Origin of the sequence: Bacillus sp. 17RED48 (assembly GCF_019837545.1) — a bacterium.
Lineage (GTDB): Bacteria > Bacillota > Bacilli > Bacillales > Bacillaceae_G > Bacillus_A > Bacillus_A wiedmannii.
Window position 1 is genome coordinate 940,267 of record NZ_JADAXG010000001.1, and the last position, 26,118, is coordinate 966,384.

Sequence of the window (26,118 nt, forward strand, 5' to 3'; positions counted from 1 at the left end):
GAAAAAAATTATTCTTACAATGGTATGTGTTTTAGGGTTACTAGGAGCAGTTGAACAAAATAAAGATACTTCACAAGTGCATTCAAGTAAGGTAGAAACAACATACTTAATGGTTGATCCAGGAACTCATTAGAAATTTAATAATTATTTTTTCAAGACGCTACTAAAAAGTAGCGTCTTGAGTGCTTTTTAAGGGGTATGCATTTTTGAAAAATGTAACAAAAATGCACAGTTTGTTAAAAAAATCACATAATTATTGGGATGGAGGAGTTCGTATTGTTAATAAGTGGCGAAGAAAAAATAAAATCTATGATTAAATATTTATTAGGGGATAAAGTCTCAGAAAATGACACTCTTCATGCTTTGGAAGAAATACATAAACAAGGATTCATTACTGATATTGAATTTAGTGAAGTCATACAGCTAATGGAACCAAAAAAAGGACTAGCCTCATGCTAATCCTTTTTTTCTTGTTTTAACATTCTTTGGATAGCTACTTCTAAAAGTGCTTTGACACTTTCGATCTCGTCAGGAGACAGCTTTCTTCCATCCCAATGCAATTCGCCACTTTCAAATATTTCTTTTATATTATTGCTACTTTTAATGGAGCTATCGCTTTTCCCAAATAAATAATCAGTGGGAACATTGAAGAAATCAGCTAATTTTTCGATGTTCTCGCGTGAGGGGATTTTTGTCCCTTTTTCATATTTAGAAATAGTTTGCTTGCTGACACCAATATTTTCGCCTATTTTTTCTTGAGTTAGTTTTCGTTCTTTTCTTAACTCGAATATTCTATCCCCTATGATATTCATCTATAACATCCTTTCGCACTACTTGTAAAAAAAGTATCTAGTTTAAATGTAACAATCAGTAGCCCTAATGGCAACGCAAAAATAAAAAATAAATTTTAAAAAATAAATCGTTGCCTTCTGGGCTACTTTTGGTTATACTAAATTTAGAAGTTGAAGGTGGTGACTTAAAATGCTAAATACACAAAGAATTAAATCTTTACGACAAGAAAATGGACACTCTTTAGATTATGTTTCAAAGGCTTTAGGTCTAAAATTTAAACGTTCTTATCATAATGTCGAAAAAGGTGAATCAGGTTTATCGGTAGAGAAATTAAAAAAACTTTCAGAACTTTATGGTGTGCCAATTAGTGATTTAATAAAGTGAGAGAGATTTTTTTTGCAATCATAGTCGCCCTAGGGGTTACTGTTTAGGGCGACACTACATGATAGTGTATCCATATTTATATTTTTAAAAAATGATTGGAGTGAAAAACATGTACCAAATAAAGCAACTACCATTTTCAATGAAAGCGGAGGATGTACAAGAATTCTTAAATATTTCTCGATCAGCAGCGTATGCACTTATGAAACGAAAGGATTTTCCAACGATTGTGATAGGGAAAAGCAAGCGCGTTAAAGCGGAAGATTTTCTTAAATGGGTGGAAGCACAAAAGGTGGGAGCAAATGCTAGTTAAAATTAAATTTCTGATTTTCGACAAAATTTCCGTTTGATAAATAAGGAGGTGATTTAGTGGAAGATACAACATCGTTAGTAGTATTCGCAATGTTTATCGCATGCAGTGTATGGTTGCTTTACATTACTTACGAACCGATAAAACGATGGGCTTGGAGTGATGGAAAACAAAATAAAAAGACCCATGGCAGTGGGTCCTTTGAAAAAAATAAGTTGTTATAAGTATATCACGGAAAGTAGGGAAATAGTACATGGATTTAATTGAATATCAAGTGCTATTACCTAGTAAGTTCTGGGACTTAGCAAGAAGCGAAGATGGATTAAAAGAAATGATCCAAAAGTATTTCAAGATTGGTTATCCGCATTATGAAATACAACGTATTATCCAAAGTGGACAAGCATATGTGGCGATTTGTACGAGGAGGTAAAACAATGGGGATTTTTAGAGTTAAGAAAGATGTTAATTATTCAGTTATTCATAATACACCATTACGCGATGAGAAATTAAGCTGGAGAGCAAAAGGGTTATTAGCATATATGCTTTCTTTACCAGATGATTGGACGTTTCATGCAACTGAACTCAGCCAACACGCCAAAGACGGAAAAGAAATAACCACCAAAACTATACAAGAATTAAAAAAAGCAGGGTATTTAAAAAGGTATCCTGTTCAAGATCCAAAAACAGGGAAAATATCACATTGGGAAACAGCAGTTTACGAAGTCCCATCCACAGAGCCAGAAAACCAGTCAGTGGAAAAACCAGTCAGTGGAAAAACCAATCGACGGGAATCCAATGACAGGGAAACCAGTGATATGGAAAACCATCCAGTGGAAAAACAGACACTACTAAGTACTGATAATTTACCAAGTACTAATAAACAAAATACTAATATACAAAGTAGTAGTAGCATCTTCTCTTTTTACGAAAATAATTTCGGTATTTTAAATTCATTTATAGCCGAAAGTATTGCTCAATGGGTAAACGATACAAGCGAAGAACTTGTACAGGCAGCTATGGAACGTGCATTGAAACAACAGAAAAAATGGAACTACGCTGAGGGGATTTTAAAACAGTGGGTTAATAAAAACATTCATACATTAGCAGATGTTCATGCGTTAGAAACTGAGTTTAAAAACAAAGGTAAAAAAGGAGAGAAAAACAATGCAAGCAATCAAAAAGATAGTAGCTTCATCGAAAAATACGACTTCAAAAAGCGCTAATCAAAGATATGTATTGTCTCCTAATAGATGTAATAACGTCTTTTTAGTAGGAAAAGACAATTTTAAAGATGTTTGCAGTAAACGTATGTTGATAGATAAAGAAACAAATGAAGAATTTTGTCCTCAATGTAGATCGGTAGAAAAAGAAGATCAGAAATTAGCTATAGAAACACTAGCTATAAAAAAGAAAAACGAAATCATTCATTTATATGATTCATTTGCTGATAACAGCTTAATAAATGACAAACTCAAAAAAGCTACATTTGAAAATTATATACCAACTAACAAAGAATTGGCTGATGCGAAAGAAACGATTATGGATTTCGTTACTTCATTCAATAGAGAAGAACCAACAAGCAAGATAATAACGGGTAATTATGGAGTAGGGAAAAGCCATTTGTGTGTGGCAGCCACTAAAGAACTTATGAAAAAGGGTCACAGTGCAATGTTTATTCAAATGAATAAACTATTTACCAAAATCAAATCAACTTGGAATAAAAACAGTGAAATGACAGAGGACAAGCTTATGTCTCTTCTAGCAAAAGTTGATGTCTTAATTATCGATGACTTCGGAGCGGAATTCACGGAGAAAGATAAAGAAGGCGTCACTTGGAAGCAAACGAAGACAAACGAAATCGTAGATAGCCGTATAGGAAAAAGTACTTTATTTACTACTAATTTTACAATCGATGAATTAGCAGAAATGTATGGAGAACGTGATTTTAGTCGGATGATGGAAAACGCCGAAATGTTAGAAATGCATGGTGATAATTATAGATTACGCAATTTTAAAAAGGGGGAATAAGCATGTGTGTATTATGTCATGATACAGGAATTATTCGTAAAGAAACTTATCCAGGTGTGATTGAAACGAACGGTTGTAATTGTGAAGTAGCAAAGCAACAGCAAGCAGAAAACGATAAGCGTTGGCAAGCATGGTTAATAAAATTTGAATCAATGAAACAAGAATTAGAAAGAAAAAAACAACAAAAAGCTAGTTAACAAGAAAAAGGGGGATTTCAGTCGTATGAAGCCTACGAAAGTTGAAATCGATGTTACTGATAATAAAATTTATGTGGTCAAAAATGGTGAGATTACTCCGCTGAATCCTCCAGCAACAGGGTTTGGAGAACAAATAATCACTTGGCAAGGCGGAAAAGTTGATCGTGTATCAACTACAGTCACTGAAAAAATCAAATAACTGGGGATGCGATTATGAAACAATTAACAATTGATGATGTTGTAGGAAGTTTCAACTACGACGCGATAAGTACCAGTGAAAAGTTTTTGAATCCAAGCTATGAAGTACATTTTTACGATAAAGAGGAACGGCAAAAGATGGATTGCTTTGATGCTAAAAATGAAGCCGAAGCTTGGAATGCAGCTATAGAAGAGCACGGGAAAGGTATTCAGAAGATTGAGATAAAATGTTCGAATCGTACGAGGGCTGAATTTCTGGCACTAGATTAGGAGGGAGAATGATGGCGGCTTTAAATCGCTGGTTAACCGATGAAGAATATGCAAGAGCTTTATCTAATGGGATAAAAAGAAAGACATTAAATTATCGTATTTATGAAGCTGAATGGGATTTAGAAGAGGCATTAACAGCACCGCCGAGAAGCGTAAGACATATAAAGTTTGAGGGAATGCACATGAAATGGCGTAGAATCGCTGAGGCGAATGGTATAAACGCTGGTACATTTTACAGTAGGTTAAATAGCGGTTGGGGATATCAAGAGGCCTCTACGAAAACAGCTATAAAAAGAAAAGGTTTGGGAAAAGTGTGGTTAGAACGAGCAAAGCCAAATGGAATTTGCTACAGCACATTTATGACAAGAGTAATCACTAGAAAGTGGGATATAGAAAAGGCTGCAACAACACCGGTAATTAGAACAGGTAAAAACGTTGCAGTAACAAATCGGGTGAAAGCGTTATGAAATATTACGAACCTGTTATCACTTATGAGGATTATGAGAAGGCTGCCAAGAACGGTATCAACAAGTCTAATGTGTATCAAAGAGTTGTTGAATATGGGTGGAATCTAGAACGCGCTATAACGGTACCAGTTAGAAGGCGAAAAGGTGAAATAAATGCTGGAATGATAACGATAGCTGAACGGAATGGAATAAGTAAGCCCACTTTCTTCAAAAGGGTTAAAAGTGGTATGGATCCATATGAAGCAGCTACGAAACCAAAAAGATATGAGGCGTACTTGGAGTTAGCTAGAAAGAACGGGATTAAGGACGTTACATTTTACCAAAGAGTGAAGAGAGGGATGAAACCTTACGAAGCGGCAACAAAGCCAGTAATAAGTCGAAATAAAGTACAGCAGCTAGGCTAGGAGGAAGCATGGATCAAGACGTTTTAATCAATAAATTGATCGATAATCACATATACAAACTTTCGGATGGACGTGATCTATTTGAGGGATCGATTGAGGAACTGAAGAAGCTAATAAAAGGAGATGGAGAGAATGAAGGAAGCGATTAAGGAGTATATAAACCATTTGCAACAATCAGCAGTAGAAAGCAGAAAGGAATCAGACAAAGCGTATGATAATGGAGATTTAGGTTTATCTGGTTACTATCGTGGTCAATGGATTGCTAATGAGGGAACGGCGATTGCGTTAGAGAGTATTTTAGTTAAATGCAAGGAGGGAAAATAATGAATTTGAGAGTGAAAATCAAGCGATTGAAAGATGTGGAGTTGCCGAAGTATGCGAAACCTGGTGATGCTGGATTCGATTTAGTTGTAGCAGAGGACACGATTATATGGCCGGGTGAAACAAAAGTTGTGCAAACCGGATTAGCTTTTGAGATTCCACCAGGATATGAACTCCAGGTGAGACCGCGTAGCGGGATTTCACGTAATACCAAATTGAGAGTAATCCTTGGAACTGTAGACAGTGGTTTTAGGGGAGAAGTTGGAGTGATTGTAGATAATACAGAACGTAACTTAGGAGTGAACATGAAAGCTCATATTATTGAACGAGGGACAAGAATTGCACAAGGTGTCATAGCGCCAGTGGAAACGGCTCATTTTGTAGAGGTGGACGAACTATCGGATAGTGAGCGTGGCGTTGGTGGGTTCGGATCTACAGGTACAAAATAATACAAGAGGAGAAACATCATGAAATGGTTGTTTTATGTATACATTCTTCAAATGTGTTTCGTGCCAGCATTAACTTATCAGATCATCGTGAATTTGATTTTAAAAGACAAAGTAAATCCTACGTCAATATTTGCGTTAATCCTATTGATCTGGGCGATTCCTAGATTCAATCCTATATGGAACGAACTAATAGAAAAATGGAAAAAGAAATAAGACCAAATTTGAATTTTATTAAGAAATGGGGAATGAGAAATGGCTATTGAAGCACATAGATGTAACGTTAAAGGATGCAATGGACTTGTAGTTTTCGAAAATGCTGATTTTGATTTACAAAATCCCGACACAATTAAAGGAGTTTATGCACTTGATGATCCTACTTGTAACGTTTGCGGAAAAGAATTTTTAGTAGTACCTAGCTATTCTGTCATTGATCTTGATGTAGAAACACAAGAATTTGAAGAAATTGAACCAGCTTGTATTACTGAATGGCAGAATCAAAAATTTTAACCAAAGCGTTATTTGGTCGGAAAGGGGGATTATGATGTATCTATTTTATGTAGATGGCGAAAAGGTATTTTCATTTTCTTACAAGCCAAGTAAAGGTGTTGTGAAAGATGACGATACTGGCAAGTGGTACGAAATAACTGAAGTCGAGCCAGGTCGTAGTCGCAAGGTGTATGGTAAGGAATCATGCAATTTGGATAGTTGGGATTGGAAACCTTATAAAGATTAATCGAAAAGGGGAATGAGAAATGGCTAGAAGACAAGCTAATAAAATAGTACGAGTTCAATTTACAGAAGATCGTGTAATGATGTTCGGAAATTCATATAAACCTTGGGAAATGCAATTTGATGAGTATTTATGGCTATTAAAGCAAGAGGGAAAGCTTACCGATGTTGAGCAAGTAACAGTTTCTGATAACGAGTGGGTGTCATGGGGTGGCTTGAAATGGTGTCCAGAAGAAAGGTTCCAGCATCAGTTAAATCGTGAAGGGTGTCAGGATTCGGAACCAGATAATCCAAACCCTCGTCAGTATAAGAAAATGACATTCTATGAAGATATTAAAGTGACAAAAAAAGTGCTCAAGGCAGTCGAAAACTACAAAAATAACATTTATTAATATTCGAACAAAATAGTTATTTGAATAGAAAGGGAGAAAATATGGAACCTTCAATAGAATCAATTAAGGCTAAATGTGACGAAGCTGTTGAAAATGCATTTACTAGTAACCCTTTGGTGATGTTAGAAGCAGATACAATTTATTGGTTAATTGAAAAAGCGCAAGAAAAGGAGAATGAAAGATGAAATTTTATGCTATCGCTTATCAATTTGAGGAAGATTCGTTCTATGATCTATCAACGCAGGAAGACACCCTATTCTTAAAAGAAACTTGTTTTCTTCCGACCGAAGAACTAGCGCAACAGATTATTGATGAAGAACTATCAGTTAAATATGTTCCTGTCGAAATAAATCTTACTTCTTTACAAGAGAATGGGATTTGGTCTTACGAACGAGGACGGGTAGATGTATGGGATGAAAACTAAACAAAATTCTTATTTTAAAAATAAAGAGCGCCTTGTAGAGCGCTCCTGATACCTAATCATAATGAAAATAACGAGCTCATATAGGAAGGGAGGCATTTATAAAAATCATGAATCATCATGTTTCAGCTTAGATTTATCGACTGAAGGAATAAAATGATCACGGACAAAGTTTTGATAAATCATACAGCTTATAAATGTAATATAAAAAACTGCACAAAAGAAGATTAGAATGTATTTAAATGTCTTTTTCATATTATTACCGCCCTAAAAGAGAATTACTTGGATTTTAATATGATATGTAAAAAAGTTGCGGTTATACAACGGAAGAGTAGATCGTGAAATTAAAATAAAATCTTTATTTAAAAAGGAGACGGAGATCATGAGAGAACGTGAAAATTGGGATGTCTTGTGTGAAGAATGCGATAAAGTAATCATCATTGGTGTAAAAACGGAATCTGGGGATCATTATTGTGAAACATGTTATGACAAGTTAGCGTACGGAAACAAAGATAAGTAATTTAAACAAAATCGTTATTTTAGTTGTAGTTTGACAAAAAAGGACCCGCTATAAATAGCAGGCCCTTTCCTAAACTGGCAAAGAGTAACTCTTACCTTACTCTTCCACTATATAATACATCATATTTGATTGTTTGTGTAGAAAAATGTCGAAATATGCAATATTGCATGTCAAATATAAGCAAATGAAGAAGTGAGACCGATAATTAAATAAAAACGCTATTTTATTAGAAAAGGAGAATGAAAATGGAAGAGATCTTAGTGCAAGGTAACATAACTGAAGATTTAAAAAGATTAGGGGTTAATGCTACTCGAACAAACGGAAATGAAGAAACTTATTATCAAGTATATGAATTGTCCGATAAAGAATTTGAAAAACTAAGTGTTCTATGCATGAACGAAGATGATAATGATGAACATTGGCAAAATGGTGGATGGCGTTGGTGTAAGGGAAGTAATCAACCTATTCCAACCGATAAGGCGGAAGTCAATCATCAAGAATTAGTGTGCTGGGTAGAAACGTTGAATGATGGTGAAGAGACGTATCGGAATGACTGGCATGTGAACTTACTAGAATACCTTGATATTGAAATGGGATGCACAACTTTCAAAAATGTATGTGCCGTAACTAAAGACTTAGCAAAATACAACAATATGACAATGGCTGAGCTATTCCGAAAGTATCAAGGGTAATTTATATAAAAACTTCATTTTAGTAGAGAAGGAGAATGAAAATTGAACTTAAAGGAGTACGTCGTTTATAAAGGTGAATCATTCGTATGTATTGGAACTGCAAAGGAATGCGCTCAACATATGGGCGTACTTCCTGCAACGGTTCGATATTATACAACTCCAGCTTATCAAAGGAAGTTAGCAAAGCGGAAGAAGTCTAGAAACTACTTAACTGTTGCAGTACTTGAGGAAGATTAGTATAAAAATTTCATTTTGTAGAAAAAACTAAAAAGAGCACTATCAATTAGTGCCCTTTGTAAAAATAGCGTAAGTGGCCAGCTCACGTTATGAAGAAAGGTAGAATTTAATATATTCAAACCCTGCTTAAATGGTGAAAACAAAAGAGCAGCTAGCAAAAGCTAACTGCTCAACTCTCGACCAAGAGAGCTAGAGTGGGAAGAATTTAAAACAACCTTTTAAATTCTTCCATAGTATCGGAAAAAAATTAGAATTTTATTCACTTAAAACTTAAATTAGGAAGTTCAATAATTGATTGTATCTATAGCATAGACAAGTTTTAGAAATTTATTCAAGGGGGAATGGATATGGCGTCTGGTTGTATCATAGCTGAATGTCCTATTTGTGAGGATTTGGTATTTGAAGATGAATGGATACTTGATCAATATGACAACGTGGTTCATGAGAGATGCCTTAAAAAAAGGAATAACAACAATAAAACGATTCATCTCTTAAATCAAGAAATACAAAGTCTTGAGAAGAGAATAAAGGAATTGGAAGAGCAGAATAAGAGCGGACAGATGACATTATTTTAAATAAAAGAGCAGCTAGCAAAAGCTAACTGCTAAGCCTTCGGGTATGAAGGGGAATCAGAAACTGTATCTACAGTATTGACGGAATATTGAGTTTTATTCAGGAGGAAGAGGGAAATGAGAGAAATTAAGTTCAGATTGTATCAAAAGTTAGCCAAGAAGATGATGTCTTGGGAAGAAGCTAAGAAGTTATACAAATTAGATGTGCTGGATGATAACGAGGAAAATAAAGTTTTTAGTAGTTGGATGCAATACACAGGGTTTAAAGATAAAAACGGTAAAGAAATTTATGAAGGCGATATCGTAGAGTATGATGGTTGGTTCTACATCATTAAATGGGACAAGGAAGAAACGGGATTTTATATGCATGATAAAAATAACCATGAAGATGATCATTTAAGAATGATTGATATAAGTGTTGGTGAAATTATGGGAAATATTTATGAGAATCAAAACTTAATAAAATAATCCTTTGAATAGAAAGTGAGGTTAAGAGAATGGAAGGTAACGTAAAGCTATTAGGTGCAGACGGAATGTGTGGAATGGAGTTTACAGAAAATAAGATTAACGTTTATAACGATGCAGGATATGTGATGGAGAGTATGACAACAAAGGAGCATGTTCAGGAAGTTATTGATTTTCTTGAAGAGTGTAAAGAACAAATGGAATAGAAAGTGAGGTTAGCAGAATGAAACCTTTGAAGAAAAGAAAAATTAGAAAAGCAATTGCTCGTCGCACAAAAGAAGTGGAGAAGTATCAAGTTAATAAAGCTTGGAGAAACATCTTTGTACAAGCTGGTATTTTAAAGTAAAGAAAATAGAATATAGTCCGGCTAGAAAACTAGAGGACACCAATTCATTAAAGCAGCAATTCAAGCTGTTTTAGGAATAGGTGTCCTTTTTACTTTGAAAAGGGAGATGGGGAAATGAAGGTGTTAAAGGATCAGTTACGTGAATGGAAAAAGCAATCCAAGCAAGGAAAGAAGAAACATAAGAAAAAGAAAGAAGAGAAGCTAACCACTCGTGAAATTGAAGATTTAATGGGGATTCATAGACCTTGTTATGAGCGTAGACGTGGGGCTTTAAGACAAAAGTAATTTAAAAATAAAAAGGAGTGGTCTTACATGACTAAACAATTATCTTTCTTACCAAAAATAGATAGAGCAGCAACGCAGAAAAAATTAGAAGGTGTTCTCGAAAATGTACGTTTATATAGACAGTTTGGAATGATGCGTGAAGAAATGAAAGTCACTCCTTCTTATGAAATTAGATATCACGGACCTACAAATGATGTAGGAAATCCATTAGAAGATGTAGCGATGGCTAATATACAACAAAGTGAACGAGAAGAACGGATTAAGAAAACGTCATTTCGTATTGATCAGTTCCTTAGTCGCTTGGGCAATGGGCGTGCAGGAAAGGATCAAAGAAACATCATCATTAAGCGTTATTTAGAAGATGAAGATGTATGTGATTATATGGTTTATAACGAGATTGGCATGAGTGAGCGTACTTATCGACGCGTTAAGGCTAGAGTGTTTTATAAACTTGCTTTTGCTCTTAGATTAGAAGTTTACGAGACAGAAGAGACTGGAGGTAATGAATAATGAATTTTGTTCAGCCAATACGTGATCCAGAAGAGATACAGCAGCTAAAAGATTATTTTAAGGAAAAGAGCTTACGTAATTACATTCTCTTCATTATGGGTATCAATACAGGTCTCAGAATCTCCGATATTTTGAAATTAAAAGTAGGGGATGTCAAAGGTAGTCATATATCTATGAGGGAAAAGAAAACAGGTAAACAGAAACGAATACAAATTACTGCAGCATTGAAAAGAGAGCTTAAATGGTTTATTGAAGAAAGAGAAGATAATGAGTACCTATTACAAAGTAGACAAGGGAGAAATCGTCCTATTGGGCGCAGCATGGCATATAAGATATTAAGTGGAGCAGCGGCAGAGTTTGGATTAGACGAAATAGGAACACATACGCTGAGAAAGACATACGGCTATCATATGTACATGCAAACGAAAAACATAGCATTACTCATGGAGATATTCAATCACTCGTCAGAGAAGGTTACATTACGTTATATAGGGGTAAATCAAGATGCAATGGATAAAGCAATGACTAGGTTTAAAATCTAAGCATTGCTTTTTCTTTTTAAAACTATACAGTTACTCATAAATTTCGTACTGTGTAACTCAAAAGGGAAAGTATTGTAAAGTCAATTATAACAAGGGATTTGGCGAAGGGGTCAGTTACACACAATACAAGATATGGGTAACTCATTAGTAAAAAATACATAAGAGTGAGAGATAGTTAGGAAATATAAAATAAGTGGCAGAGTCGTGACCGCTTTTTGGCAGGAAATGTGCCGGTTATTTTGAAATTAACGTGATATATTTGTATTGTGAGAAGTGGCGGAAAACACAACTCACTATGTTGTTTCTAATTTTCTAAACGGCTTCATTATGCGGCACATAAAATCCGAAACCAGCAGATGGTACTGATTGAATGTTACCGTGAATGAGGAGAGCTTTTGCTCTTCTTTGAGCTAACAACATCCTAGGTAGACAGAATTAGGAGAACCTGATAAGTTTTCCGATGGTGTCTGTCGTGGTTGTTAGCTGAAAGCAGGATAAAACTTCATTTACCGTAATTGAAGTGTAAACAAATAATTGATTAAAAAGCATCCATTCGGGTGCTTTTTATTTTGGAGGAGGATGAAAGGAATGGGTAATAACGAATTAACCGTTAATGTAGATGCTGATAGTATAAAAACTAAAGTGAAATGTATTTTAGATGATACAAAGGTAATTGAATCTTTGATAGTTCAAACAGCAGATTCAATTGAAATGAAATGGTAGCTGTATCTATTAGATTGTTTTATTTTTTGAAATAAAAAACAAAAGAACCCACTCATGATGGATTCTTTTGTTAATAATCATTGTATCAAAACAAAGAGATTGAATTGCAATTAATCAAGTTTAACAGAATAGCTACCGTCATCATTTTGAATTAATTCTTTGTTTGTATAGAAAATGATATCGTTTGCTGTTTGTTCCATTTTTATGGCGAAACCGTTAGGATAAATAGATTCTCTAATTATACGCTCGGGTGATTCTTCAATAATATTTTGTTTGATCTCAGAAAAATCTATTCCGAAGTCAGTATGAATTTTTGTGTCGCCATCAAATTGGAAATAAGTATATTTATAATCTTGCATAGTAAACACCTCCTTTTGATATTATTCTATCAAAATATGGTTGTTAAAGGGAATCTAAATATAGGAGTGAATTAGAATGAAGAATAACAAATTAATTATTCAAGTAACTGCGGATACAACTGAAGCATTAGAAGGGATTAAAGAAGTAACTGACGCTGCTAATGAATGTATGGAGGCGTTAGAAAAGTTAGAAAAGATTATGGGGAAATTCACTAAAAAGAATGATGTGATTAAAATAGATGTTCCTGTTCTTATAAACGGAAGGAAAATCGCTGAAGGTGTTACGAAAATTACGGAAACAGAAAGGGAAATAGCTTCAAGAACATGTTAAGGAAATGTAGGGGGAGATAGCTAATGAAACTAGCTAAACAAGAACAAGCAGTTATAATCAGCACATTCATTTCGATGTTAGGAACAGATCTTGTAAATGAGCGTATCGATAAACAAAAATTAGAAAGTGTGCTTCCTATCTTTAATGAGATGGAAGATAACACAACACCAAAGCAAAGAAGAGAAGCAATAATTAGTTTGCTTGGTAAGACGGTAGATGAATTCTTAAAGCAATAGCCATAAAAAAAGGAAAAGCAACTCGCTTGGGGGGCGAATTACTTTTCTAGATGGCAATGTTAACTTCATTATAACAACTTGTATTTATTTGTAAATATATAATTTGAATATTCTTTCTAAAAGAGTGAGGAGAAATGTGTGAAGTGCATACAGAAAAAAGATACTTTAATAAAGCTGCATGTTTAGTGTGTGGGCATACGGATAAAGTTTATCATCCATCTAAAGAAGAATATAAAGAAGTGACTGTTTGTCCAAAGTGTAACGGTGCTTTTGTAGACATGTGGAAGTTAGGGAAGTATGAGAAACACATCAATCAGCATAAGGAATGTGAACATAAGTATCAAGTGTTAGATAGTGAAACTATTTCTTCTTATGCTGATGTGGGACGAACAAGTCAAGAAGTATCAGCTATTTTCTATTGTGAGAAGTGCCTAGACATTCGAAGTCAGAAGAGGAGGATTGAAAAATGGGAATAGGGATGGAACTAACTAAGCTTGAGAAGGCAATTGCTCTTGGTACAATCCTTAATGCTATCGATGAAGACAAGCTTGAAGATTATGTGGAATTAGAATCATTACGACCAGTAGTTAAAGTATTAAATAGATTAAACAAGAGAACAAAGCCTGAGAAAAAGAAAGAAGCTATAACAGGTTTAATTAATAAGTTGATAGATGATCTATTGAATGATAAGGAGTGAGATAGAATGCTATGGCTATTAACTTATCTTATTGTAGGTATGGTCTACATTTCTTTTGGGATGCATTCGACTGTACGTAAGTTGTTAAAAGATGATAAAGGCGATTCCAATCAAGAGATGATAACAATTGCGGTAATGTTATTTCTTATTTGTATCTTCACACCTGTGTGGCCAGCGTTAGTAACAATGAGGATTGCTGGTAAGTTTTATAAGAATAAAATAAAGGAGTGAGAACGATTGGATAGTGTTTTAAACGGTAAGGTCGCTGCACTTGGTCTTATACCTATTGATAAGAAAGCATATATTAAATACCTTAAGCTACATGAGAAAGCGTACAAGAAGGCTGGGATTGATGTTAATCGATTCAAGTATTACAAACTGTATGGCGAGAACCACATGCTTTATTCTGTAGAATATCTGGAACAAACATCAATAAAAGAATTACTGGAAAGAGATAAAGGTAATAAAGTACGTTGGGTAAAGACAGATGAATGAATATAAAACCAAACAACAGAAGCGTAAGTTCTACGACAGTGGTGAGTGGAAGAGTATACGTGAACAAGTAAAGAAGCGTGACAACTATGAATGCCAAGAGTGTAAGCGTAATGGTCGAGTGCAAACAGATACCAATGAGTACAGTGAGAGTGCAAAGCGTAAGAAGATTCAACTCGTTGTCCATCATAAAAAAGAACTTGAACATCATCCAGAACTTGCATTAGAAATAGATAACTTAGAAACAGTCTGTGTGGATTGCCATAATAAAGAACATGGAAGATTCTTTGAAAAGAAACCGAACAAATGGGAAAACGATGAAAAGTGGTAAAAAAGAATCAACAATAACACCCCCCCTTAAAAAATTTCATCAAAAAATGCTCTAAGGGGCACCGGAGGAGGGGGTCGATTTTCTAAATTTATAAGCAAATTCGCGCGTTATATTAAATTGGAAAACGATGTAAATCAGAAGGGAGGGGATGTTGTGGCTAGAGTTAAACGCGAAACAATGAGAAAAAGGATTGAAAAGGATTTAATAAATCAATTAAAAGAAAAAAAGATTGTAGGTAATCATTATGTAGATTTAATTCAAGACTATTTATCATTGTGGGATTTAAAGTGTGTTCTTTTTGATGACATTGAAGAAATAGGAATTAAAGTATCTGGTATGCACGGGCCAAAATCCAATCCTTCTATTACTGATTTACATAAAACAAATGATCGAATGATAAAAATTTTAGATGCACTTGGCTTGGAAGCATCGGCTGAAGTAAGTATTGTTCCTCAAAAGACTAAGCGCTCTGCGAAAGATTTAACATGATTCATAACCAGTACGTCAGTGAATATATCGACATGTATCGCACAGGGAAAATTAAGCTAAATAAAGAGCGCATAATGCTAATTGAGTACCTGGAGAAATATATATTAACTCGTGACGATTTATATTTTGATACTGAAATGCATGGGGATTATATAAAATTCACTGAGAAATGGTATTTTGAGTTGCAGCCGTTTCAAAAATTCCTAACAGCATTTGTTTTTCTTTTTTATAAAGAAGATGATTCTGTTTTTTATGAGCAATTCTTAATTATGATGGCTCGTGGTGGTGGTAAGAATGGTTTGATTTCATCGTTATGTCATTTCTTTATTAGTCCATTGCATGGGATAGATCGATACAATGTTTCAATTGTGGCCAATAATGAAAAACAAGCCAAAGTTTCTTTTCGTGAAGTCTATGATGCTATTAAAGGAAAAGAGATATTAGAAGATATGTTTTATCGAACTAAGGTTGAGATACTTAGCAACGATACCCAAAGTATTATGCAATATCATACATCTAATGCAAGTTCGAAAGATGGTCTTCGTGATGGTTGTGTTATTTATGATGAAATACATCAATATGAAAATTTTGATGTTGTAAATGTATTCTCTAGTGGACTTGGAAAAGTGCCGAATGCTAGAGAATTTTTTATTGGTACAGATGGTTTTGTTCGCGATGGGTTCTTAGATAAAACGAAAGAGCGAGCAATGAATATTTTGAAAGGTGAAGAGTTAGACGATCCATTGTTTCCTTTCATCTGCAAGATTGATGATCCAGAAGAAATTGATAATCCTGACATGTGGGAAAAAGCGAATCCTATGTTCAGTGAACCAAGAAGCTTTTATGCGAAAGGGTTATTTAAAAAGGTATTAACTCAATATAAGCAGTTAGCAAATAATCCATCAAACCGCGAGGAATTCATGACAAAACGTATGAATTATCCTGAAACAGATTTAACAAAGGCTGTAGCTCCGTGGGAAGAAATCATGCGTACCGGATATGAAGAAGATGGAGAAACGCTTAGAGAAGTTCCGGATTTAAAACACAAAGTAGCTGTGGGTGGACTCGACTTCGCCAGCATTAAAGACTTTGCGGCGGTCGGTTTACTATTTAAACATGGCGAAGACTATATTTGGAAAGGTCATTCATTCGTACGTAAAGGATTCTTGGACAAGGTAAAATTAAAAGCGCCTATTTATGAATGGGCTGAAAATGGATTACTAACTATTGTGGACGAACCAGTTATTAATATCTCTCACATTGTAGATTGGTTTGTAAAAATGCGTGAGTTATACGGGTTTAATACGATTGTAGCTGATACCTTCCGTCTTGATCTTGTTAAAACAGCACTTGAAGCTGAAGGTTTCATATTGTTATATATTCGTAATCCAAAAGCTATTCATTCTTTATTAGCACCAAGGGTCGAAACGTTATTTGCAAACAATCGCATTATTTTTGGTGATAATCCATTAATGCGTTGGTACACCAACAATGTCTACGTCCACATCAAAAAAGACGGCAACAAAGAATATTTGAAAAAAGATGAATTTAAGCGCAAAACAGATGGATTCCAAGCTTTTATCCATGCATTATGGCAAGCGGACAACGTTCTTGTGGATGAATTCGACTTCATGTTAGACGGTATTAAATTCTAATAAAGGGGGTGATAACCATTGGATGGTTGGATGCAGTGTTTAAAAGAAATAGTGAAGTAGGATTTATGTTTGATGTGGAAATGTTTATTGAAAAGGCAAATAGAGTCCACATGAAACGATTAGCGATTGATACATGTATTTCTTTTTTAGGAAGAACGATTAGTCAGTCAGAATTTAGAGTGAAAAACGGTGAAGAATTCGAAAAGGATGAGCTTTATTACCAATTAAATGTTAGGCCCAATAAGAATATGACAGCAAGTACCTTTTGGGAGCAGTATATTTACAAGCTCATTTATGATAATGAAGCTTTAATTATACAAACTGATGATGGGGATTTACTTATCGCTGATGACTTTGAGCATAATGAATACGCTGTGTTTGAAGATACTTTTACAAATGTCACCGTAAAAGATTATCAGTTTAAGAGAAGCTTTAAACAAAGTGAAGTCATTCATTTAAGATACCGGAATGACAAGTTATCACCGCTTATTGATGGTCTTTTTACTGATTATGGTGATTTATTCGGTAGGATATTAAGCTCTCAAAAGCGTAAAAATCAAATTCGTGCCACAGTCGATATGGACATGCTTGCTGCAAAGAGTAAAGACCATCAAGCAAAACTCCAAAATTTCATAGATGACATGTATAAAGCAGTTGGAGAAAATGATATTGCTATCATTCCGCAACAACCAGGTTTTAAGTATGCTGAAACCTCAGATGGGGGGAATTCTGGTCAGAGTGTGGAGGAAATCAATAAAGTAACGAATGGTTTCTTAAATCAAGTAGCAATGGCTTTTGGTATTCCGACTGCTTTGTTATATGGGGAAATGGCTGATGTAGAGAAGCAAACGAAAAATTATATGCTTTTTACAGTGAAACCATTATTAAAAAAGATTTCAGATGAAGCAAACGTTAAGTTTTTTGAAAAAGAAGAGTATCTTTCAGGTCAGAAGATTGAAATTAAATCTGTTTCTTATCAAAGTATATTTGACCTTGCGACAAGCATTGATAAACTTATTTCTTCAAGTGCATTTACAGGAAATGAAATTCGATTAGAAGTAGGATATGAAGTCTCTGATGATCCTAATTTAAATACACATCATATTACGAAAAACTATACAAGGTTAACTCAATCTGAAGGAGGTGAGAATACAAATGACGGTGAAAATTGACGTTAAAGGTCCAATTATTTCAAATGATGAAGCTTGGATTTATGATTGGTTTGAAATGGATGCTACAAGCCCAGGTAAGATTACAAAACAACTGGATAATGCAAATAGTGAGGATTTAATTGTATCGATCAATAGTCCTGGTGGTTATGTAGATGAGGGTTCGGAAATTTACACAGCATTAAAAAATTATCCTGGTCATGTGGAAGTTCAAATTGTAGGTTTAGCAGCAAGTGCAGCATCTGTAATTGCTATGGCCGGGGATAAAGTTCGAATTTCTCCAACAGCAAAAATTATGATTCACAACGCTGCTAAGTGGCATGGTGGAGATCATCGTGACATGGAAAAGGCGGCTGAGATGTTAAAAATAACAGATCGAGCAATTGTAAATGCCTATGTTATTAAAAGTGGTAAATCTGAGGAAGAACTACTAAACATGATGGCTAAAGAAACTTGGATGGGTCCGCAGCAAGCATTAGAAAACAATTTTGCGGATGAAATCATGTTTATGGAAAATCCAGTTAAAACGACAGCTTCAACTGCTACTGCTGCCATGCTTCCACAGAAAGTAATCGATGGTTTTAGAAATGGAACAATGAACAAAGGTCAAGGAATTACAAAAGAAGATTTAAACGCCGCTTTATCAGGGCTGAAAAACGAGATTCTGAATGATTTACAAAACAATATAGAAGAACAACCAAAGGAGCCAAATCCTAAACCTGTAAAAAACAGTGGGATTAAAGGGCTCTTTTTAAAATTATAAAAAAATGGGGGAAACACATAATGGTCATTAAATTTAATAAATCTGAAGCATTTAATAAAGCGAAGGCAAAATTAACAGATGCTCTAACGAACGCTGAAAGTACAGAACAAGAACAAACGTCAGCGTTTGAAGGTTTCTTTGATGCACTACAAACAGATGTAGCAAATACAGTTCGTGAACAAGTAAATAACGATATGCTTGATCGTTCAATTTTACAGCAGCGTGGTCAAAATGTTTTAACTTCAGCAGAAACAAAATTCTTTAATGCAGTTGTTAAAGAAGGTGGATTTACAGATGGCTCAATCCTTCCTGTAACGACGCAAGAGCGTGTGTTTGAAGATTTAGTTACAGAACATCCCTTATTAGCTGAAATTGGTTTGCAAGATTTAGGAGCAGTTACGAAGTTTATTTACTCTGATGCAACGAAGGCATATGTATGGGGCGAATTATTCGGGGAAATCCGTGGGCAAATTGATGCCATCTTCAAACAAGAAAAAATTGGTCAACTTAAATTAACTGCGTTTGCAGCAATTCCGAATGATATGAAGGAACTTGGACCGGAATGGATTGAACGTTATGTTCGAACGGTTTTAGTTGAAACATATTCCGTCGGCCTAGAATTTGGTTTTATTAATGGTGGCGGATCTGTAGCACACCAACCAGTTGGTTTAATGAAAGATGTTAATCCAGAAACAGGCGCTGTTACTGATAAAAAATCTTCTGGTAAATTAACATTTGCTCCGTCTGATAAAGGGGTAATTGTAGCAGGTGAACTTTATGAAGTAGTAAAAGCTTTATCTGTTGATGCAAAAGGGAAATCTAGAAAAGTATTAAATAAAATTGTAATGGTAGTTAACCCGATTGATGCGATTGGCGTACAAGCACGTAATACAATCCAGACATCAACAGGTCAATGGGTAATGGCATTGCCTTATAACATTAAACCTGTTGAGTGTGAGGAAGTTCCTGTTGGTAAAGCATTATTCTTTGTAAAGGGACAATATATTGCTGCAATTGCAGGAGGATATAAATTAAAAGAATTTGATCAAACGTTAGCTTTCGAAGATGCTACGCTTTATACAATCAAACAGTTTGCTAATGGTAAACCAAAAGATAATAAAGCGGCTCTTGTATATGACTTGAATATTTCTTTCACACCACCTACAACTCCAGAAACTAAATAAGGAATGATGTGAATGGATAAGGTAATTTTGAATGGAATATTACAGGAATTTAAAGATAGGATGCACTTGGGTGATGATGAAGATGATAACCTAAAGCGCATCCTTTCTACATCTAATAAGGCATTACTTAGGATTTGTGGGAATTATGATTTAAATAATGACGAGGAGTTCAAGGAATTAGTCTTTGAACGTTCTCGTTATGTTTATAACGATGCATTAGAGTATTTTGACAAGAATTTTTTAAGTCAAATTAATAGTTTAAGCATCGATAAAGCATTAGAAGAAATTAAATTGGACGGTGATTAATATGCGTCCTTTTCAATACAAGAAACCATTGAATACAGGTGATTGTAGGAATCGAATTATCATTGAACAACCTGAAGTAATAAAAGATGAATTGAATCAAGAAGTTGAAACAGGTAATTGGCAAGAGGTTAAAAGAGCCTGGGCGATGATAAAAACGGTAAAAGGTTCGGAGTATATTGAAGCTTCGGCTTCACAGTCTACACGAATTTATCGTTTTGTAATCCCTTATACAACAGGCGTTACAGAATTAATGCGAATCAATATGAAAGGTCGTATCTTTGATATTATCGAACCGCCAATGAATGATGATGAAATGTATCAAACATTGACTATTATCGCAAAGGAGCATGTTTAATATGAACGATTTTGCGAGTGAACTTGCTAGAGAATTACAAAGATATGCGAATGTCGTGGAAGAAGAATTGTTAACAGCCCAAGAAGAAGTTGCTGATGTTGCTGTGAGTAAATTAAAACAAAATAGCCCTAAAAAAACAGGTGCTTATCGTAAAGGATGGCGTAAGAAAAAAGAAGATAATGGTGTTGTTATTCATAATACTCAAGGACAATTAACACATCTTTTAGAAAAGGGACATGCGAAAGTTGGCGGTGGACGTGTTCCGGCTCAAGTTCATATTCGTCCAGTTGAAGAGTATGTAATTAATGAATTACCAAGACAGATTGAAAGGGCGCTTGGATAATGACATTAGGTGAATTAACAAAAATTCTTGAAGCTACAGGTTATCCTGTGGCTTATTCTCATTTTACAGCCACACCAGGTAAGTCAGTACCAGCGCCACCTTATATTTGTATTCTTGTGGATGGATCAGCAAACTTAATGGCTGATAACAAGGTTTATTACAAGATAGACGATGCAAATATTGAGCTTTATACAACTAAAAAAGATTTAGTTGCAGAAGCAAAACTTGAAAACGTACTAGACGATCATGAAATTCCTTATGACTCGTATGGGACGTTTATTGAATCTGAGAAAATGTATCAAAAAATATACGAAACGAGGTTGTTATAAATGACTAAAGAAAATAAAGTTACGTTTGGTTTGAAGAATGTACATTATGTCCCAATTGATGTTCAAGATTTTTTAGTAAAGTTTGGTACGCCAATCCCGTTACCTGGTGGGGTGGAGCTAACATTTGAGCCACGCGGTGATTTAATTGAATTCTATGCGGATGACATGCTTTATTACGCAGCAAGTAATAACCAAGGTTATGACGGAACGCTATCTATTGCAACTATTCCGGAACAATTCGCTATTGATGCATTAGGTGAGCAATTAGATGAAACAGACGGTGTATTAAATGAGTTAGCTGATGCCAAAGGAAAATCATTTGCATTACTATTTGAATTCGATGGCGATGTGAACGCAACTCGACACGTTATGTATAACTGTGCAGCGAGTCGTCCGACAATCGCATCTAAAACAAAAACAAATTCAGCTGAACCAAATACAAATGAATTGAAGTTTGTTTCTAGTCCAATCGTTTTAGCGCCTGGTGGAAGACCTATGGTTAAAACGAAAACAACATCTAAAACAACTCAAGCAATTTATGATAATTGGTACAAAGAAGTGTACGTTAAAAAACCAGTAGCACCAAAAGGAGCGTAAGTAAATGGAAAAGACAATCACAATAGACGAAAAACAAGTCAGATTGAAAGCTACAGCAGCTACGGTTAAACGGTATAAAGCGCAATTCAGACGTAATTTATTTGCAGATTTGATGGGGTTAGGGGCAATTAATGCTTTAGCTTCATCAGATGGTTCAGAACAACCTATTGATATGTCTAATGTCGATATGAGTAAAGTCGATTTTGAACTTATTTATGACTTAACTTGGTTATACGCTAAAACGGCTGATCCTAATATTCCTGATCCTATGACGTGGCTAGATGGATTTGAAGAATTCCCAATTGAAGAAATTATGCCTGAGGTCATGGAATTAGTTCAGGTCACTATGGGAGCAAAAAAAAATAAAGAAAAATAATGGAGAGCAAGGGACATTCAGTGATGAGGAATTTACAACTGAATTGTTCCTTGCTCTTTGTTATAAAGCAAATTTAACACATGGTGATTTAGAAGAAATGACCGTTGGTGATTGCTTTGATTATATTTCTGAATTCGCTGAATTAGAAAATCCAGATAAAGAAAAAGTTAGAAAAGCAAATCAAAAAGACTTCGATTCATTCTAAGAAAGGGGTGAGAAAATGGCAGGAAGAATTAAAGGGATTACAATTGAGATTAATGGTAACACTCAACCGTTACAAAATTCTCTAAAAGATGTTAATAAGCAAAGTGATAGCTTGGCCAAAGAACTAAAAGATGTTGAACGTCTTTTAAAATTTGATCCTGGTAATGTTGAAGCTTTAGCTCAGAAGCAAAAGTTATTAACTCAACAAGTAGAAAATACAACGCAAAAGCTAGATAAATTGAAGGCAGCGGAACAACAAGTCCAAGCGCAATTTCAAAATGGGAAAATTTCCGAAGAGCAATATCGCGCATTTAGGCGTGAAATTGAATTTACAGAAGGATCGCTTAATGGCCTAAAGAATAAGCTTGGAAACATGAAGGCTGAGCAAGATAGTGTAGCGAGTTCAACAAGACAATTAGAAACATTGTTTAGCGCTACTGGGAAAAGCGTTGATGATTTTGCAGGAGCATTAGGAAATCGTCTTGTGAATGCAATTAAAAATGGAACAGCTACAAGTCGGCAGTTAGAACAAGCAATTGGGATTATCGGACGAGAAGCATTAGGAACAGAAGCAGATATTGAAAAATTACAACGTGCTCTACGATCTGTGGATGACGGTAATTCAATCCAGCAAGTTCGAAATGAATTAAGAGATTTACAACAAGAAGCCGGAAGAACGGAGAAGAAGTTTGAAGGTTTAAAAATAGGGTTAGAAAATGTTATTGGTGGGTTAGCAGCTGGTGGTGGTATTTCAGCCGCTATTGAAAAATCATTGGATATGTCAAAGCTACAAACGAAAATTGATATTGCTTTTGATGTTCCAGATTCATCAAAAAAATCAGTTGAAGAGGCTATTAGGGGTATAACTGCTTATGGGTTAGATGCTGAAGAGTCACTTGCAGGTGTGCGTCGACAATGGGCTTTAAATAAAGGTGTAAGCGATGAAGCGAATGCAGCAATTGTAAGAGGAGCAGCCGCAATTTCTCAGTCTTATGAAGGCATAGATTTTACTGAACTAATTCAAGAAACAAATGAAATCGGTAATGAATTAGGTATTTCACAAGAAGGCGCTCTCGGTATGGCTGATGCCTTATTAAAAATGGGTTTTCCACCGGAACAATTAGATATTATCGCCGAATATGGTGGTCAGCTTACACGAGCAGGCTACAACGCTGAAGAAGTACAAGCTATTATGGCAGCTGGCGTTGAAACCGGAACCTGGAATATTGATAACCTCCTAGATGGATTGAAAGAAGGTCGTATTAAAGCGGCTGAGTTCGGTCAAGGTGTCGATAAAGCTATGAAAGAATCGCTTGAAGGCACAAAAATTTCAGCAGAACAAGTTGAAAAATGGGGTCAGGCAGTAGCTAAAGGTGGTAAAGATGGATCGGCAGCTATGACTGAAATTGCACAAGCTTTATCAGAGGTTGAAGATGAAACAAAACGTAATGAATTAGGGGTTAAGTTTTTCGGAACAATGTATGAAGATCAAGGGCAAAATATCATTAATACATTGCTAGGAGCAAAAGAAAAGGTTATAGATTTTGATAAGAACCAAAAGAACTTAAATGATTCCATTAAGAAAATGGATGCAAACCCAGCAGTTAAATTTCAAAAAGCGATGCAAGATTTACAAGTTGCACTTAAGCCAGTTCTTAGTGTTATAGCTGATGTTATTGCTAAAATTGCTGATTGGATTTCTAACAATCCCAAATTAGCAGCAACACTAGCCGCGGTAGCAGTTGCTATCGGCGTCATTGCAGGAGCATTTATGGCATTAGCTCCAATAGTCGTGACCATATCCACCATTGGATTAGCGATGATGGGATGGGTAGCTTTAATTGCTGTGGTTGTAGCCGCGGTAATCGCCTTAGGTATAGCCATTTATCAAAATTGGGATTCTATAAAACAATGGACAATAGAAACATGGAATTCTATTAAAGAATATTTAATAGAGCTTTGGGATGGGATTGTTCAATCCTCTAGTGAAGCGTGGACTTCTTTTTTAGAAACCATGCACTCATTCTTTGATCCAATAGGTCAGTTTTTTAGCGATTTATGGACAGGGATAGGCGAAATATGTAGTAGTACATGGAATTCTATTGTTGAATTCTTTTCAGGTGCTTGGGCTTCATTCACTGAAATGATGCATAGTTTCTTTGATCCAATAGGTGAATTCTTTAGTAGCTTATGGTCTGGAATTGTAGAAACAGCGTCTTCTTGGTGGACTTCTTTAGTTACAACAGCTTCGGAATTGTGGGGGACACTCGTACAAGCTTGGCAAGAAACTTGGAATACCATTGTTACTGTTTTAGATCCAATCATTTCATTAATTTCAACAGTACTACAGGCTGGATGGCTATTAATACAAGCGGGGGTACAAATTGCATGGGCAGCCATTTCACATTATATTATTCAACCGATTCAACAAGCTTATGATTGGGTAAGTACAAAGATAGGTGAATTAGTTGCATGGCTCGGTACACAATGGGAAATTGCAAAAGCTGTGGCGCAAGTTGCATGGGGACTATTTAAGCAATATATTATTCAACCCGTCTTAGACACTTGGAACTTTGTAAAAGAAAAATTTGGTGACTTAATATCCTGGTTAAGCTCAAAGTGGGAACTTGCTAAATCATATACTCTTATGGCTTGGAATTTGGTTAAACAGTATGTGATTCAACCTGTTCAAGATTTGTGGAATACAACAAAGCAAAAACTTGGTGAATTAGTAAATTGGATATTAAGCAACTGGGAAACTATAAAATCCTATACACTTACAGCTTGGAATTTAGTGAAGAAATATGTAATCGACCCTGTCACAGAAACGTATAATCAAGCCAAACAAAAATTCACTGATTTATATAATTCAGCTAAAGAAAAATTCGATTCCGTAAAGAGTGCAGCACAAGAAAAATTTGAAGCAGCTAAACGTTTTATTATTGATCCAATTAAAGACGCAGTTGACAGTGTAGAAAAATTTATTGGAAAGATTAAGGGTTTCTTTAGTGACTTGAGGTTAAAGATTCCAAAACCAGAAATGCCACCTCTTCCACACTTCAGCTTGCAAACTAGCACTAAAAATGTTTTAGGAAAAGATATTACATTTCCGTCTGGACTCAATATAGATTGGCGCGCCAAAGGTGGTATTTTTACTAAACCAACTATCTTCGGAATGAATGGGGGAAACTTGCAAGGCGCAGGAGAAGCTGGACGAGAAGCGGTTTTACCTTTAAATAAAAAGACACTTGGAGATATTGGTGCAGGAATCGCAGCAACCATGTCACGTGAACAATTTTCTATGCCTGGTGAAATAAATCAATTAATGAGTGATATGAGCCGTATGATTGCTAGTTCTGTAAGTCAATTATCAGGATTAAAGACTGTCATGAGTGGTGTGTATGGAAGTATGTCAAATAGTAGACAAGCCATGACAAACAGTGTATCAAATCAAGTATTTAATTACTCTTCAGGATCATCTGATGGTGGAGTACTTCCAATGCTTGGTGGCGATTTAGTTGTTGAAGTTCCTGTTGTTTTAGAGGGACGAGATGTGGCGCGTGGTACTTATCGATACACGAAAGAGTATCAAGAAAGAGAAGAACAAAGAAACTCAGCCTTTTAGGTTTGGGTTTCTTTTATTATATAAAG

General features: G+C 35.2%; 54 protein-coding genes. 52 read left to right on the forward strand and 2 right to left on the reverse strand.

Annotated features, from left to right (window positions below; genetic code table 11):
• Nucleotides 1-19 precede the first annotated feature (19 nt).
• Nucleotides 20-133 carry an ABC transporter ATP-binding protein gene (locus ILT06_RS05245; protein ID WP_261784466.1) on the forward strand — a complete coding sequence of 38 codons (114 nt, stop codon included), beginning with the start codon at nucleotides 20-22 and terminating at the stop codon, nucleotides 131-133.
• A gap of 143 nt (nucleotides 134-276) precedes the next feature.
• Nucleotides 277-459, forward strand: coding sequence for a hypothetical protein (locus ILT06_RS05250; RefSeq protein WP_222654882.1), 183 nt, complete (start codon nucleotides 277-279; stop codon nucleotides 457-459).
• Here the strand turns inward: ILT06_RS05250 and ILT06_RS05255 are convergent.
• Entirely contained in the window at nucleotides 456-812 is a 357-nt protein-coding gene (locus tag ILT06_RS05255; RefSeq protein WP_222654883.1) for a helix-turn-helix domain-containing protein, read from the reverse strand. The two genes, ILT06_RS05250 and ILT06_RS05255, sit on opposite strands and share 4 nt — an antisense overlap.
• Nucleotides 813-981: 169 nt before the next feature.
• Between ILT06_RS05255 and ILT06_RS05260 the strand changes: the two genes are divergently transcribed.
• The 30 genes from ILT06_RS05260 to ILT06_RS32420 all read left to right on the forward strand — a co-directional run bounded on the left by ILT06_RS05260 (nucleotide 982) and on the right by ILT06_RS32420 (nucleotide 12,251).
• The gene (locus ILT06_RS05260; RefSeq protein WP_000935434.1) at nucleotides 982-1,176 is read left to right on the forward strand and encodes a helix-turn-helix domain-containing protein; all 195 of its coding nucleotides are present in this window, start codon (nucleotides 982-984) and stop codon (nucleotides 1,174-1,176) included.
• 109 nt (nucleotides 1,177-1,285) lie between these two features.
• Complete coding sequence (locus tag ILT06_RS05265) at nucleotides 1,286-1,486, forward strand: helix-turn-helix domain-containing protein (RefSeq protein ID WP_098498842.1); 201 nt, start codon at nucleotides 1,286-1,288, stop codon at nucleotides 1,484-1,486.
• Between the two features lie 56 nt (nucleotides 1,487-1,542).
• Complete coding sequence (locus ILT06_RS05270; protein ID WP_044791479.1) at nucleotides 1,543-1,707, forward strand: hypothetical protein; 165 nt, start codon at nucleotides 1,543-1,545, stop codon at nucleotides 1,705-1,707.
• Between the two features lie 29 nt (nucleotides 1,708-1,736).
• On the forward strand, nucleotides 1,737-1,913 hold the full coding sequence (locus tag ILT06_RS05275; protein WP_061656562.1) for a hypothetical protein: 177 nt from the start codon (nucleotides 1,737-1,739) through the stop codon (nucleotides 1,911-1,913).
• Between the two features lie 4 nt (nucleotides 1,914-1,917).
• Complete coding sequence (locus tag ILT06_RS05280) at nucleotides 1,918-2,706, forward strand: DnaD domain-containing protein (protein ID WP_222654884.1); 789 nt, start codon at nucleotides 1,918-1,920, stop codon at nucleotides 2,704-2,706.
• Complete coding sequence (locus ILT06_RS05285) at nucleotides 2,648-3,511, forward strand: ATP-binding protein (protein WP_222654885.1); 864 nt, start codon at nucleotides 2,648-2,650, stop codon at nucleotides 3,509-3,511. The genes ILT06_RS05280 and ILT06_RS05285 overlap by 59 nt, the downstream gene beginning before the upstream one ends.
• A 2-nt stretch (nucleotides 3,512-3,513) precedes the next feature.
• A complete protein-coding gene (locus ILT06_RS05290; protein ID WP_103655170.1) occupies nucleotides 3,514-3,708 on the forward strand; it encodes a hypothetical protein in 195 nt (64 codons plus the stop codon).
• Between the two features lie 25 nt (nucleotides 3,709-3,733).
• Nucleotides 3,734-3,907, forward strand: coding sequence for a DUF3954 domain-containing protein (locus ILT06_RS05295; protein ID WP_103655171.1), 174 nt, complete (start codon nucleotides 3,734-3,736; stop codon nucleotides 3,905-3,907).
• A gap of 14 nt (nucleotides 3,908-3,921) precedes the next feature.
• The gene (locus ILT06_RS05300; protein WP_103655172.1) at nucleotides 3,922-4,176 is read left to right on the forward strand and encodes a hypothetical protein; all 255 of its coding nucleotides are present in this window, start codon (nucleotides 3,922-3,924) and stop codon (nucleotides 4,174-4,176) included.
• Nucleotides 4,177-4,184: 8 nt separating this feature from the next.
• Complete coding sequence (locus ILT06_RS05305; protein WP_103655173.1) at nucleotides 4,185-4,643, forward strand: nucleoside permease; 459 nt, start codon at nucleotides 4,185-4,187, stop codon at nucleotides 4,641-4,643.
• Nucleotides 4,640-5,047, forward strand: coding sequence for a hypothetical protein (locus ILT06_RS05310; RefSeq protein WP_222654886.1), 408 nt, complete (start codon nucleotides 4,640-4,642; stop codon nucleotides 5,045-5,047). The genes ILT06_RS05305 and ILT06_RS05310 overlap by 4 nt, the downstream gene beginning before the upstream one ends.
• An 8-nt stretch (nucleotides 5,048-5,055) precedes the next feature.
• The gene (locus ILT06_RS05315; RefSeq protein ID WP_103655175.1) at nucleotides 5,056-5,196 is read left to right on the forward strand and encodes a Fur-regulated basic protein FbpA; all 141 of its coding nucleotides are present in this window, start codon (nucleotides 5,056-5,058) and stop codon (nucleotides 5,194-5,196) included.
• Nucleotides 5,180-5,371, forward strand: coding sequence for a hypothetical protein (locus tag ILT06_RS05320; protein ID WP_142387368.1), 192 nt, complete (start codon nucleotides 5,180-5,182; stop codon nucleotides 5,369-5,371). The genes ILT06_RS05315 and ILT06_RS05320 overlap by 17 nt, the downstream gene beginning before the upstream one ends.
• Nucleotides 5,371-5,817, forward strand: coding sequence for a dUTP diphosphatase (dut, locus tag ILT06_RS05325; protein WP_103655177.1), 447 nt, complete (start codon nucleotides 5,371-5,373; stop codon nucleotides 5,815-5,817). The genes ILT06_RS05320 and dut overlap by 1 nt, the downstream gene beginning before the upstream one ends.
• Before the next feature lie 252 nt (nucleotides 5,818-6,069).
• Nucleotides 6,070-6,324: a hypothetical protein gene (locus tag ILT06_RS05330; RefSeq protein WP_098855220.1), complete on the forward strand. Its 255-nt coding sequence runs from the start codon at nucleotides 6,070-6,072 to the stop codon at nucleotides 6,322-6,324.
• Nucleotides 6,325-6,358: 34 nt separating this feature from the next.
• Entirely contained in the window at nucleotides 6,359-6,550 is a 192-nt protein-coding gene (locus tag ILT06_RS05335) for a hypothetical protein (protein ID WP_222654887.1), read from the forward strand.
• A gap of 19 nt (nucleotides 6,551-6,569) precedes the next feature.
• Complete coding sequence (locus ILT06_RS05340; protein WP_222654888.1) at nucleotides 6,570-6,938, forward strand: spore protein H; 369 nt, start codon at nucleotides 6,570-6,572, stop codon at nucleotides 6,936-6,938.
• Between the two features lie 41 nt (nucleotides 6,939-6,979).
• The gene (locus ILT06_RS05345; RefSeq protein ID WP_016097587.1) at nucleotides 6,980-7,123 is read left to right on the forward strand and encodes a hypothetical protein; all 144 of its coding nucleotides are present in this window, start codon (nucleotides 6,980-6,982) and stop codon (nucleotides 7,121-7,123) included.
• Nucleotides 7,120-7,362 (forward strand): hypothetical protein, encoded by a 243-nt coding sequence (locus ILT06_RS05350; RefSeq protein WP_061684751.1) that lies wholly within the window; start codon nucleotides 7,120-7,122, stop codon nucleotides 7,360-7,362. The genes ILT06_RS05345 and ILT06_RS05350 overlap by 4 nt, the downstream gene beginning before the upstream one ends.
• Before the next feature lie 379 nt (nucleotides 7,363-7,741).
• On the forward strand, nucleotides 7,742-7,879 hold the full coding sequence (locus tag ILT06_RS05355; RefSeq protein WP_192797836.1) for a hypothetical protein: 138 nt from the start codon (nucleotides 7,742-7,744) through the stop codon (nucleotides 7,877-7,879).
• A gap of 245 nt (nucleotides 7,880-8,124) precedes the next feature.
• Entirely contained in the window at nucleotides 8,125-8,571 is a 447-nt protein-coding gene (locus ILT06_RS05360; protein ID WP_222654889.1) for a hypothetical protein, read from the forward strand.
• A 42-nt stretch (nucleotides 8,572-8,613) separates the two neighbouring features.
• Nucleotides 8,614-8,808 carry a hypothetical protein gene (locus ILT06_RS05365; RefSeq protein WP_098355214.1) on the forward strand — a complete coding sequence of 65 codons (195 nt, stop codon included), beginning with the start codon at nucleotides 8,614-8,616 and terminating at the stop codon, nucleotides 8,806-8,808.
• Between the two features lie 347 nt (nucleotides 8,809-9,155).
• The gene (locus ILT06_RS05370) at nucleotides 9,156-9,383 is read left to right on the forward strand and encodes a hypothetical protein (protein ID WP_222654890.1); all 228 of its coding nucleotides are present in this window, start codon (nucleotides 9,156-9,158) and stop codon (nucleotides 9,381-9,383) included.
• A 114-nt stretch (nucleotides 9,384-9,497) separates the two neighbouring features.
• Nucleotides 9,498-9,848 (forward strand): YopX family protein, encoded by a 351-nt coding sequence (locus tag ILT06_RS05375; protein WP_049106924.1) that lies wholly within the window; start codon nucleotides 9,498-9,500, stop codon nucleotides 9,846-9,848.
• A gap of 29 nt (nucleotides 9,849-9,877) precedes the next feature.
• Nucleotides 9,878-10,051, forward strand: coding sequence for a hypothetical protein (locus ILT06_RS05380; RefSeq protein ID WP_222654891.1), 174 nt, complete (start codon nucleotides 9,878-9,880; stop codon nucleotides 10,049-10,051).
• Nucleotides 10,052-10,068: 17 nt separating this feature from the next.
• Nucleotides 10,069-10,191, forward strand: a complete 123-nt coding sequence (locus ILT06_RS05385; protein ID WP_000803282.1) for a DUF3983 domain-containing protein — start codon at nucleotides 10,069-10,071, stop codon at nucleotides 10,189-10,191.
• Between the two features lie 114 nt (nucleotides 10,192-10,305).
• Nucleotides 10,306-10,476: a hypothetical protein gene (locus ILT06_RS05390; protein WP_222654892.1), complete on the forward strand. Its 171-nt coding sequence runs from the start codon at nucleotides 10,306-10,308 to the stop codon at nucleotides 10,474-10,476.
• Between the two features lie 27 nt (nucleotides 10,477-10,503).
• Nucleotides 10,504-10,986, forward strand: coding sequence for an ArpU family phage packaging/lysis transcriptional regulator (locus ILT06_RS05395; protein ID WP_222654893.1), 483 nt, complete (start codon nucleotides 10,504-10,506; stop codon nucleotides 10,984-10,986).
• Nucleotides 10,986-11,528, forward strand: a complete 543-nt coding sequence (locus ILT06_RS05400; protein WP_098111503.1) for a site-specific integrase — start codon at nucleotides 10,986-10,988, stop codon at nucleotides 11,526-11,528. Before ILT06_RS05395 ends, ILT06_RS05400 begins: the two co-directional genes overlap by 1 nt.
• Nucleotides 11,529-12,116: 588 nt before the next feature.
• Complete coding sequence (locus ILT06_RS32420) at nucleotides 12,117-12,251, forward strand: hypothetical protein (protein ID WP_261784467.1); 135 nt, start codon at nucleotides 12,117-12,119, stop codon at nucleotides 12,249-12,251.
• A 110-nt stretch (nucleotides 12,252-12,361) separates the two neighbouring features.
• Here the strand turns inward: ILT06_RS32420 and ILT06_RS05405 are convergent, their stop codons facing one another.
• Nucleotides 12,362-12,610 carry a hypothetical protein gene (locus ILT06_RS05405; RefSeq protein ID WP_222654894.1) on the reverse strand — a complete coding sequence of 83 codons (249 nt, stop codon included), beginning with the start codon at nucleotides 12,608-12,610 and terminating at the stop codon, nucleotides 12,362-12,364.
• Nucleotides 12,611-12,686: 76 nt separating this feature from the next.
• Here ILT06_RS05405 and ILT06_RS05410 point away from each other — a divergent pair, with 76 nt between their 5' ends.
• The 20 genes from ILT06_RS05410 to ILT06_RS05505 all read left to right on the forward strand — a co-directional run bounded on the left by ILT06_RS05410 (nucleotide 12,687) and on the right by ILT06_RS05505 (nucleotide 26,092).
• Nucleotides 12,687-12,941 (forward strand): hypothetical protein, encoded by a 255-nt coding sequence (locus ILT06_RS05410; RefSeq protein WP_222654895.1) that lies wholly within the window; start codon nucleotides 12,687-12,689, stop codon nucleotides 12,939-12,941.
• Between the two features lie 23 nt (nucleotides 12,942-12,964).
• Entirely contained in the window at nucleotides 12,965-13,177 is a 213-nt protein-coding gene (locus tag ILT06_RS05415; protein WP_222654896.1) for a hypothetical protein, read from the forward strand.
• Nucleotides 13,178-13,311: 134 nt separating this feature from the next.
• Nucleotides 13,312-13,653, forward strand: a complete 342-nt coding sequence (locus tag ILT06_RS05420; RefSeq protein WP_072193057.1) for a hypothetical protein — start codon at nucleotides 13,312-13,314, stop codon at nucleotides 13,651-13,653.
• Nucleotides 13,644-13,874 carry a hypothetical protein gene (locus tag ILT06_RS05425; RefSeq protein WP_240671873.1) on the forward strand — a complete coding sequence of 77 codons (231 nt, stop codon included), beginning with the start codon at nucleotides 13,644-13,646 and terminating at the stop codon, nucleotides 13,872-13,874. Before ILT06_RS05420 ends, ILT06_RS05425 begins: the two co-directional genes overlap by 10 nt.
• A gap of 6 nt (nucleotides 13,875-13,880) precedes the next feature.
• Nucleotides 13,881-14,105, forward strand: a complete 225-nt coding sequence (locus tag ILT06_RS05430) for a hypothetical protein (RefSeq protein ID WP_222654897.1) — start codon at nucleotides 13,881-13,883, stop codon at nucleotides 14,103-14,105.
• A 6-nt stretch (nucleotides 14,106-14,111) separates the two neighbouring features.
• Nucleotides 14,112-14,369 (forward strand): hydrolase, encoded by a 258-nt coding sequence (locus ILT06_RS05435; RefSeq protein ID WP_222654898.1) that lies wholly within the window; start codon nucleotides 14,112-14,114, stop codon nucleotides 14,367-14,369.
• The gene (locus ILT06_RS05440) at nucleotides 14,362-14,697 is read left to right on the forward strand and encodes an HNH endonuclease (protein WP_222654899.1); all 336 of its coding nucleotides are present in this window, start codon (nucleotides 14,362-14,364) and stop codon (nucleotides 14,695-14,697) included. Before ILT06_RS05435 ends, ILT06_RS05440 begins: the two co-directional genes overlap by 8 nt.
• A 153-nt stretch (nucleotides 14,698-14,850) precedes the next feature.
• Nucleotides 14,851-15,186 (forward strand): P27 family phage terminase small subunit, encoded by a 336-nt coding sequence (locus tag ILT06_RS05445; protein WP_222654900.1) that lies wholly within the window; start codon nucleotides 14,851-14,853, stop codon nucleotides 15,184-15,186.
• Nucleotides 15,183-16,841, forward strand: coding sequence for a terminase TerL endonuclease subunit (locus tag ILT06_RS05450; protein WP_222654901.1), 1,659 nt, complete (start codon nucleotides 15,183-15,185; stop codon nucleotides 16,839-16,841). The genes ILT06_RS05445 and ILT06_RS05450 overlap by 4 nt, the downstream gene beginning before the upstream one ends.
• An 8-nt stretch (nucleotides 16,842-16,849) precedes the next feature.
• Nucleotides 16,850-18,013, forward strand: coding sequence for a phage portal protein (locus ILT06_RS05455; protein ID WP_483861595.1), 1,164 nt, complete (start codon nucleotides 16,850-16,852; stop codon nucleotides 18,011-18,013).
• Nucleotides 17,997-18,773 carry a head maturation protease, ClpP-related gene (locus ILT06_RS05460; protein ID WP_222654902.1) on the forward strand — a complete coding sequence of 259 codons (777 nt, stop codon included), beginning with the start codon at nucleotides 17,997-17,999 and terminating at the stop codon, nucleotides 18,771-18,773. Before ILT06_RS05455 ends, ILT06_RS05460 begins: the two co-directional genes overlap by 17 nt.
• Before the next feature lie 20 nt (nucleotides 18,774-18,793).
• Entirely contained in the window at nucleotides 18,794-19,957 is a 1,164-nt protein-coding gene (locus ILT06_RS05465) for a phage major capsid protein (RefSeq protein ID WP_222654903.1), read from the forward strand.
• A gap of 12 nt (nucleotides 19,958-19,969) precedes the next feature.
• Nucleotides 19,970-20,263 carry a hypothetical protein gene (locus ILT06_RS05470; RefSeq protein WP_222654904.1) on the forward strand — a complete coding sequence of 98 codons (294 nt, stop codon included), beginning with the start codon at nucleotides 19,970-19,972 and terminating at the stop codon, nucleotides 20,261-20,263.
• A gap of 1 nt (nucleotide 20,264) precedes the next feature.
• Nucleotides 20,265-20,618, forward strand: a complete 354-nt coding sequence (locus ILT06_RS05475; RefSeq protein WP_222654905.1) for a phage head closure protein — start codon at nucleotides 20,265-20,267, stop codon at nucleotides 20,616-20,618.
• A gap of 1 nt (nucleotide 20,619) precedes the next feature.
• The gene (locus tag ILT06_RS05480) at nucleotides 20,620-20,961 is read left to right on the forward strand and encodes an HK97 gp10 family phage protein (protein ID WP_222654906.1); all 342 of its coding nucleotides are present in this window, start codon (nucleotides 20,620-20,622) and stop codon (nucleotides 20,959-20,961) included.
• Nucleotides 20,961-21,290 (forward strand): hypothetical protein, encoded by a 330-nt coding sequence (locus ILT06_RS05485; RefSeq protein ID WP_222654907.1) that lies wholly within the window; start codon nucleotides 20,961-20,963, stop codon nucleotides 21,288-21,290. Before ILT06_RS05480 ends, ILT06_RS05485 begins: the two co-directional genes overlap by 1 nt.
• Nucleotides 21,291-21,887 (forward strand): major tail protein, encoded by a 597-nt coding sequence (locus ILT06_RS05490; RefSeq protein ID WP_222654908.1) that lies wholly within the window; start codon nucleotides 21,291-21,293, stop codon nucleotides 21,885-21,887.
• Between the two features lie 4 nt (nucleotides 21,888-21,891).
• On the forward strand, nucleotides 21,892-22,263 hold the full coding sequence (locus ILT06_RS05495) for a hypothetical protein (RefSeq protein WP_098146556.1): 372 nt from the start codon (nucleotides 21,892-21,894) through the stop codon (nucleotides 22,261-22,263).
• Nucleotides 22,264-22,306: 43 nt separating this feature from the next.
• A complete protein-coding gene (locus tag ILT06_RS05500) occupies nucleotides 22,307-22,468 on the forward strand; it encodes a hypothetical protein (protein ID WP_016092190.1) in 162 nt (53 codons plus the stop codon).
• A gap of 15 nt (nucleotides 22,469-22,483) precedes the next feature.
• Nucleotides 22,484-26,092, forward strand: coding sequence for a phage tail tape measure protein (locus tag ILT06_RS05505; RefSeq protein WP_222654909.1), 3,609 nt, complete (start codon nucleotides 22,484-22,486; stop codon nucleotides 26,090-26,092).
• Nucleotides 26,093-26,118: the final 26 nt, after the last annotated feature.